The 7,068-nt window shown below is 61.7% G+C and carries 7 protein-coding genes, 2 pseudogenes and 1 riboswitch; of the genes and pseudogenes, 5 read left to right on the forward strand and 4 right to left on the reverse strand.

Translation table 11 applies throughout. The features are described 5' to 3' along the window. Positions 1 to 133: 133 nt before the first annotated feature. A riboswitch (cobalamin riboswitch) is annotated at positions 134 to 338 on the reverse strand. A 67-nt stretch (positions 339 to 405) separates the two neighbouring features. Continuing rightward, positions 406 to 831 carry a Fur family transcriptional regulator gene (locus D2T30_RS19020; protein ID WP_128186514.1) on the reverse strand — a complete coding sequence of 142 codons (426 nt, stop codon included), beginning with the start codon at positions 829 to 831 and terminating at the stop codon, positions 406 to 408. Between the two features lie 152 nt (positions 832 to 983). Between D2T30_RS19020 and D2T30_RS19025 the strand changes: the two genes are divergently transcribed. The 4 genes from D2T30_RS19025 (at position 984) to D2T30_RS19040 (ending at position 4,580) form a co-directional block, all read left to right on the forward strand. Next, a complete protein-coding gene (locus tag D2T30_RS19025; protein ID WP_128210161.1) occupies positions 984 to 1,886 on the forward strand; it encodes a metal ABC transporter substrate-binding protein in 903 nt (300 codons plus the stop codon). A gap of 149 nt (positions 1,887 to 2,035) precedes the next feature. Further along, positions 2,036 to 2,890, forward strand: coding sequence for a manganese/iron ABC transporter ATP-binding protein (locus D2T30_RS19030; protein WP_206613008.1), 855 nt, complete (start codon positions 2,036 to 2,038; stop codon positions 2,888 to 2,890). Then, positions 2,887 to 3,750 carry a metal ABC transporter permease gene (locus tag D2T30_RS19035; protein WP_128210163.1) on the forward strand — a complete coding sequence of 288 codons (864 nt, stop codon included), beginning with the start codon at positions 2,887 to 2,889 and terminating at the stop codon, positions 3,748 to 3,750. Before D2T30_RS19030 ends, D2T30_RS19035 begins: the two co-directional genes overlap by 4 nt. Continuing rightward, on the forward strand, positions 3,747 to 4,580 hold the full coding sequence (locus tag D2T30_RS19040; RefSeq protein WP_128186522.1) for a metal ABC transporter permease: 834 nt from the start codon (positions 3,747 to 3,749) through the stop codon (positions 4,578 to 4,580). Before D2T30_RS19035 ends, D2T30_RS19040 begins: the two co-directional genes overlap by 4 nt. Here D2T30_RS19040 and D2T30_RS19045 read toward each other — a convergent pair. Then, the gene (locus D2T30_RS19045) at positions 4,534 to 4,788 is read right to left on the reverse strand and encodes a hypothetical protein (RefSeq protein ID WP_128186524.1); all 255 of its coding nucleotides are present in this window, start codon (positions 4,786 to 4,788) and stop codon (positions 4,534 to 4,536) included. The two genes, D2T30_RS19040 and D2T30_RS19045, sit on opposite strands and share 47 nt — an antisense overlap. A gap of 107 nt (positions 4,789 to 4,895) precedes the next feature. Between D2T30_RS19045 and D2T30_RS19050 the strand changes: the two genes are divergently transcribed. Beyond that, positions 4,896 to 5,659 (forward strand): IS5 family transposase gene (locus tag D2T30_RS19050; RefSeq protein WP_128186526.1). Its coding sequence is split into 2 segments (ribosomal slippage): positions 4,896 to 5,229 and positions 5,229 to 5,659, totalling 765 coding nucleotides; the frame shifts between segments, so codons are not numbered across the junction. A 6-nt stretch (positions 5,660 to 5,665) separates the two neighbouring features. Here the strand turns inward: D2T30_RS19050 and D2T30_RS19055 are convergent. Beyond that, positions 5,666 to 6,416, reverse strand: a pseudogene (locus tag D2T30_RS19055) (integrase core domain-containing protein); the annotation flags it as partial. Positions 6,417 to 6,465: 49 nt separating this feature from the next. Next, a pseudogene (locus tag D2T30_RS19060) lies at positions 6,466 to 6,894 on the reverse strand (ATP-binding protein); the annotation flags it as partial. Positions 6,895 to 7,068 lie beyond the last annotated feature (174 nt).

A 7,068-nucleotide genomic window follows, 5' to 3' on the forward strand; every position in this document is an offset into this window, starting at 1 on the left:
GAGACGGAAGGGAAATGCCCGGACACGGGACACCCCGGCGCGAAACGCGCAGAAGCAGACAGCAGGGATCGCCCGGAGGCACCCTTTCGGTCGTATACATATCTGGCCTCCCCTGGACACCCCGCCCGGGTCAAGTTGGTCGCATAAGTCGGCAGGTCTCCTGACTGGCGGGTCACGGGATCATGCGGCCTTCCCATGGATCGCTCCACAGTGGCTTCGTCGCATGAACCTCGCCGCCTACAGTTGCGGGGGCAGTTCCGGTTCGCTGCGTGCCCGCGGGCGTGACAGCGGCGGATTCCCTTTCAATTCCTCTCGGAAACCGACGTGGCATGGATAACTTGTCGGATGGCGCCGGGCAATAGGCAAAGGAACCCGTCCATATCCGGTAATGGCAGGGTGTCCCGCTCAGTTCGCGGCGGGTTTCTTCCTTGCGCGGATGAAGGAATGCAGGCTGACGATTTCATATCCCAGCCGATCTGCCAGATCCTGCCGTATCCGGTTCAGCTCTTCGCTTGGCAGTTCGATCACCTCGCCGCTGTCGACATCGACAAGGTGGTCATGCTGCGAGGCGGGGGTGATTTCAAAGCGCGCGGGTTCGTTCTCGAAGGTCAGCCGCTGCACGAGGCCCGCCTCCTCCAGCGTCGAAAGCGTGCGGTAGACCGTGGCGAGCGAGACGGAATCGTCGAGCGCCCGCACCCGCACGAAGATTTCCTCGGCATTCGGATGGTCGGTCGATTCCATCAGGATCGCCAGCAACGCGACGCGCTGCTGCGTGACTTTCAGTCCCGCTTCCCGCAGGGCCTGGGCGAATTCGTTGCTGCCATTCGACATGTAGGCTCCGTTTTTTATGTGTTCCTACGCGCTGAGCCGGTTTTTCGCAATCGGTTATGCCCAATTGCGATTAGTTCGCATTCACTCTTGACTTATGCAAATGGTTCGCACTTACATGTGCGCAAAGTCAACCGAGCTGAAGAGGATATGGCATGACACCGACACTGACACGGCTGCTGGGCGCAACGGCGATCATGGCGCTGTGCTCGACGGGTGCGTTTGCGGCCGACAAACTGAAGGTCGTGACGACCTTCACGGTGATCGCGGACATGGCGCAGAATGTGGCGGGTGACGCGGCCGAGGTGGTTTCGATCACCAAGCCGGGGGCCGAGATCCATGGCTACGAACCGACGCCGCAGGACATCGTGCGGGCGCAGGATGCCGATCTGATCCTGTGGAACGGCCTGAACCTCGAACTGTGGTTCAAGCAGTTCCTGTCGAACCTGAAGGACGTGCCCGCCGTGACCGTGACCGACGGGATCGAACCCATCGCCATCAACGGCGGCGAATACAACGGCAAACCGAACCCGCATGCATGGATGGGGCTGTCGAGCGCCGAAATCTACGTCGACAACATCGAAAAGGCGCTTGCCGAACATGATCCGGCGAATGCCGAGATCTACAAAAAGAACGCCGAAGCCTACAAGGTCAAGCTGGCTGAAACGCTCACGCCCCTGAAGGCCGAGATCGCGGAGATCCCCGAGGATCGTCGCTGGCTGGTAAGCTGCGAAGGCGCGTTCAGCTATCTTGCCCGCGACTTCGGCATGCATGAACTTTACCTCTGGCCGATCAACGCCGACCAGATGGGCACGCCGCAACAGGTGCGTCACGTCATCGACGGGGTGCGGAAGAACCATATCCCCGCCGTCTTCTGCGAAAGCACGGTGAATACCGCGCCGGCCCAACAGGTGGCGCGGGAAACCGGGGCGCATTACGGCGGCGTCCTCTATGTGGACAGCCTTTCGGAACCCGATGGTCCGGTGCCGACCTATCTCGACCTGTTGCGGGTCACTTCGGAAACCCTTGCCAAGGGTCTGACCGACGGGGCGAAGTAAGAAACAAGGGCGCATCGGTGCCCGCCTGCCTGCCGCGCACCGATGCGCGGCAGGCGCCATGCGTTTTGGGCGACCGACCCTTCCGGCAGAAAGAGGACATGCAAGACCTGGAACGAAAAATTGCCGCAAGCGACCCGGCGGGTGGCATCATGGCAAGCAACGTCACCGTGACCTACCGGAACGGTCACACGGCATTGTATAATGCGAATTTCGAGACCCCCCGCGGCACGATAACCGCGCTGGTCGGCGTGAATGGCGCGGGAAAATCCACGCTGTTCAAGGCGATCATGGGGTTCGTTCCGCTGGCGAAGGGGCAGATCCGCCTGCTCGGCCTGCCGGTGAAAGAAGCGCTGAAAAGGAACCTCGTCGCCTATGTGCCGCAGTCCGAGGAGGTGGACTGGTCCTTTCCGGTGCTGGTCGAGGATGTGGTGATGATGGGGCGCTTCGGCCACATGGGGTTCCTGCGCCGCCCGGCAAAGGCCGACCACGAGGCCGTCGCGGCGGCGCTGGCCCGCGTCGGCATGTCCGGTTTCCGCAAGCGCCAGATCGGCGAGCTTTCGGGCGGCCAGAAGAAGCGCGTCTTCCTTGCCCGCGCGCTGGCGCAGGACGGACAGCTGATCCTGCTGGACGAGCCCTTCACCGGCGTCGATGTGAAGACCGAGGAGCAGATCATCGCGCTTTTGCGCGAATTGCGCGACGAGGGCCGGGTGATGCTGGTCTCGACGCACAACCTTGGCTCGGTGCCGGAATTCTGCGACCGCTGCGTGCTGGTCAACAGGACCGTGCTGAGCTACGGCCCGATCGAGACCACCTTCACCCGCGAAAACCTCGAGGCCGCCTTCGGAGGCGTGCTGCGGCAGTTCACGCTGAGCGGCGATGTGCTGCATGACGATGACGACGCGCGCCATGTCTCGATTCTGTCGGACGACGAACGCCCGTTTGTCCAATACGGCGATCAGACCCACCGTGCGACGGGCGCCGGGGGGACCGGGGGAACGAAATGAGCACTCTCCTCGAACCTTTCACCTACAACTATATGCTGAATGCGATGTGGGTTTCCGCGCTTGTGGGCGGTGTCTGCGCCTTCCTGTCGGCCTATCTGATGCTCAAGGGCTGGTCGCTGATCGGCGACGCGCTTTCGCATTCGGTCGTGCCGGGGGTGGCCGGCGCCTATATGCTGGGCCTGCCCTTCGCGCTTGGCGCCTTCATCGCCGGAGGTCTGGCGGCGGCGGCGATGCTGTTCCTGTCGGATCGGTCGGGATTGAAGATCGACGTGGTGATCGGGCTGATCTTCACCTCGTTCTTCGGGCTCGGGCTGTTCATGGTGTCGATCAACCCGATGGCGATTTCGGTCCAGACGATCACCATGGGCAATATTCTGGCAATCACGCCCGGCGATACGCTGCAACTGGCGATCATCGGTTTCGTGTCGCTGGCGGTGCTGCTGGCGAAATGGAAGGACCTGATGGTGGTGTTCTTCGACGAAAGCCATGCGCGCACCGTGGGGCTGAACCCCGGGCTGCTGAAGGCGGTGTTCTTCGTCCTCCTGTCGGCCTGCGTGGTGGCGGCGATGCAGACGGTGGGGGCGTTTCTGGTCATCGCCATGGTGGTGACGCCGGGGGCCACGGCCTATCTGCTGTGCGACCGCTTCCCGCGGCTGATCGTCACCTCGGTTTTCATCGGCACGGTGACGAGCTTCCTTGGCGCCTATGCCAGCTATTTCCTCGACGGGGCGACGGGGGGCATCATCGTTTGCCTGCAAACGCTGATCTTCCTGACGGCCTTTGTCCTCGCGCCGAAACATGGGCTTCTGGCCGCGCGCCGCAAGGCGGCCGCGGGCCTTCGTACGGGGGTTGCACAATGATCGACATGCTTCTTTCCCCCTTCCAGTTCGGCTTCATGAGGAACGCCTTCTGGATCGCCGCGATGGTGGCGGTGCCCACGGCGCTGCTGTCCTGCTTTCTGGTGCTGAAGGGCTGGGCGCTGATGGGCGATGCGGTCAGTCACGCCGTCCTGCCGGGCATCGTGCTGGCCTATATCACCGGCATTCCCCTGATCGTCGGGGCCTTCGGTGCGGGCATGGTGACGGCGCTGGCGACCGGCTATCTGGCCGACAACAGTCGGGTCAAGCGCGACACGGTGATGGGTGTCGTCTATTCGGGCATGTTCGGCGCGGGCGTGGTGCTTTACACCTCGATCACCTCGGACGCGCATCTGGACCATATCCTGTTCGGAAATATGCTCGGGGTGGAACCCGATGACCTTTGGACGGCGGGGATCATCTCGCTGTTCGTGACCGTGGCATTGGCGCTGAAATGGAAGGATCTGATGCTTCAGGCCTTCGATCCGGCGCAGGCGCAGGCCTCGGGTCTGCCGGTCGGACTGCTGCATTATGGTCTTCTGGCCATCCTGTCGCTGACGATCGTGGCGACGCTTTCCGCGACGGGGCTGATCCTTGCCGTGGGGCTCTTGATCGCGCCCGGCGCGATCGCCTTTCTGATCACGCGCAGCTTCGGCCATATGCTGGTCGTGGCCTCGGTGGTCTGTCTGATCGCGATGCTGACCGGAGTCTATGTCAGCTTCTTCCTCGACAGCGCGCCCGCCCCCACGATCATCCTGATCCTGACCGCCATCTTCGTCGCGGTCTTCATCCGGAAATCGTATCTCTCGCGCCAGATCGAAGCGCAGATCTGAAACCCACGTGGCGCCGCGCAAGCCCGTAAGATACGCTTGGTTCCGGTGCCCCAAGGGCGCCGGTTAAGGCCAGGAAGCCTGCGATATCGTCGATCGCTTCCTCGCCCCGGTGCGCGCCGACATGAAAGCCTTTGTCGATCCCTTCGCCCAGCCGGACGACCCGGATCGGCAGGCCGGTGCCCTCTTTGCGCAGGATCCGGTCGGACATCGCGACCGCATCAGAGGTCGGATACGTGTCAGCACCCGATAACGCGCTAAACTATTTAGGGCGTGTTAACGCCACCTGACCTACGGCATCCATGCTATCCCTTTGGAATGAATGAGATAAGCGAAGCGCAATACGAGTTGATCCGCCTCTATCTGCCGGTGCAGCGGGGCAATGTGCGGATCTCCAATCTGACGATGATCAACGCGGTGCTCCATATCGCCGAAAACGACTGCAAGTGGCGAGCCTTGCCTCCCCGGTTTGGGAATTGGCGCACGATCTACACCCGCCTGCGTCGTTGGGCCGAGGCCGGCGTGCTTGACCGGCTGTTCGCGGCCCTGCAGGAGCATCGGCTGATCCGGATCCGGGTCGAATGCCTCGGCCTCGACAGCACCTCGGTCAAGGTTCACCCGGATGGCACGGGGGGCGCCGAAAAAAGAGGCTACAAGCCATCGGAAAATCTCGCGGAGGATGGAGCGCCAAGGTTCACCTGGTTGCTGCGGATACTCGAACGGCCCTGACATTCAGCCTTTCCGGCGGGCAGGCCCATGATGCACCGGAAGGGCGGGCCTTGCTTCGGGGCTGGAAAAGGCCGCTGTCCGGCGTGCCCATGCTGATGGATCGCGCCTATGAAGGCGAAGAAACCCGACAGCTTGTTCTCGACCTCGGGTTTGAACCGGTCGCTCCACCCAAAATGAACCGCAAGGAACTCCGGGAATACGACCGCGACCTCTACAAGCGCCGCAACGAGGTCGAAAAGCTGTTCCGCAGACTGAAAGGCTACCGCCGCATCTTTTCACGTTTCGAAAAGCTCGATCTCATGTTCCGGGCCTTCCTGAACTTCGTTCTCATCGCTGACATGCTCAAGCGTTAACACGCCCTAGCTGTTCAGTCCCGGCATCTGGTGGATCGGGTTTGGGATGAATCTGTCTGGCTCTGATGTCCAGATCTTGCAGATGTATTCGTATGGCGTGAGACCGCCGAGGGTCTTGAGCCTTCGAGCGAAGTTGTAGGCCGCCATGAAGTCTGCGAGGTGCGTTTGAAGCTGGGCATGGCTGTCGTAATGGAAGCGCTTGACGGTCGCGTCCTTGATCGTGCGGTTCATCCGTTCGACCTGGCCGTTGGTCCAGGGAAGGTTGGGCCTGGTCAGCCTGTGCTCGATCCCGTTTGCCTCGCAGAGTTGAAGGGGACCGTGGCCCCGGTGGGGCCGCGTAAGCCCCGGAAACGGCGAAGCGCATCGGCCGGGAGTAGATGGTGTTCCGGTGCCGGGGCTGCTCTGCGAACTGGATCCCGTTGTCGGTGAGAATGGTGTGGACCTGGCAAGGCACAGCTTCGAGCATGTATTGCAGGAATTCCCAGGCTGTCTTCCTGTCAGCCTTGTCGGCCAGTTGGGTCACGGCGCACTTGCTCGTCCGGTCAATGCCGGCGAACAAATATAGCTTTCCTTCAGCGGTCTGTACCTTGGCGATGTCGATGTGGAAGAAGCCGATCGGGTAGCGTTTGAACCTCGACCGCTTCGGCTTGTCGCCCTCCACATCAGGCAGGCGCGAGATGCCATGCCGTTGCAGGCACCGGTGCAGTGCGGATCTGGTCAGGTGGGGGATAGACGGTTGCAGTGCGTAAAGGCAGTCTATAGCGCGACGATCAGGGTGAGACGTGCGCGTCAATCAAGATGAGATTCTACGTCGCAGTGAGACCGAGGTTACCATTTTGATTGTCTCTTGCAACCTCGTCGTCGCCTTCTGATTGTCGCGGCGCGTCAATCCCTGGCGTGTTCTTGATTGTCGCGAATGCCGCGGGCCTTCCTCTCTGCCGCTTTGCCTCGATGGCCGATCGCCGCCTGTAGCTTTCAACGTTCATCTCGAAGATGGTGGCATGATGAACCAGCCGGTCAACGGCTGCGAGCGTCATGGCCGGGTCAGGGAAGACCCTGTTCCATTCGCCGAAGGGCTGGTTGGCGGTGATCATAATGGAGCGCCGCTCGTATCGGGCCGAGATGAGCTCGAAGAGAACGCTGGTTTCGGCCTGATCCTTGGTGACATAGGCCAGGTCATCGAGGATCAGCAGGTCGAACTTGTCGAGCTTCGCGATGGCGGCCTCGAGCAGCAGGTCACGCCACTGCTTGATCTGGTTCGGATGCACGTCGAACTCTTGCGTGAGAACGGCGGTGCGAAATTGGTCCACGGAAGCGGCGGCCTGATGCTGCTGCGGGCGGCGTAAAAGTCGTCCAGTTTTCCCTTTCTGCGGTAGCAGGGAGGGCGTGGGGATTTACAGCGTGGAGCT

The sequence above is a fragment of the Paenirhodobacter populi genome (assembly GCF_004022215.1).
In the GTDB taxonomy this organism is placed as follows: domain Bacteria; phylum Pseudomonadota; class Alphaproteobacteria; order Rhodobacterales; family Rhodobacteraceae; genus Rhodobacter; species Rhodobacter populi.

Bases quoted from the DNA above. Each gene is read 5' to 3' on its own strand.
- D2T30_RS19030 (WP_206613008.1), top strand. From the start codon at position 2,036: ATGGCAAGCAACGTCACCGTGACCTACCGGAACGGTCACACGGCATTG.
- D2T30_RS19025 (WP_128210161.1), top strand. From the start codon at position 984: ATGACACCGACACTGACACGGCTGCTGGGCGCAACGGCGATCATGGCG.
- D2T30_RS19040 (WP_128186522.1), top strand. From the start codon at position 3,747: ATGATCGACATGCTTCTTTCCCCCTTCCAGTTCGGCTTCATGAGGAAC.
- D2T30_RS19045 (WP_128186524.1), bottom strand. From the start codon at position 4,788: ATGTCCGACCGGATCCTGCGCAAAGAGGGCACCGGCCTGCCGATCCGG.
- D2T30_RS19035 (WP_128210163.1), top strand. From the start codon at position 2,887: ATGAGCACTCTCCTCGAACCTTTCACCTACAACTATATGCTGAATGCG.
- D2T30_RS19020 (WP_128186514.1), bottom strand. From the start codon at position 831: ATGTCGAATGGCAGCAACGAATTCGCCCAGGCCCTGCGGGAAGCGGGA.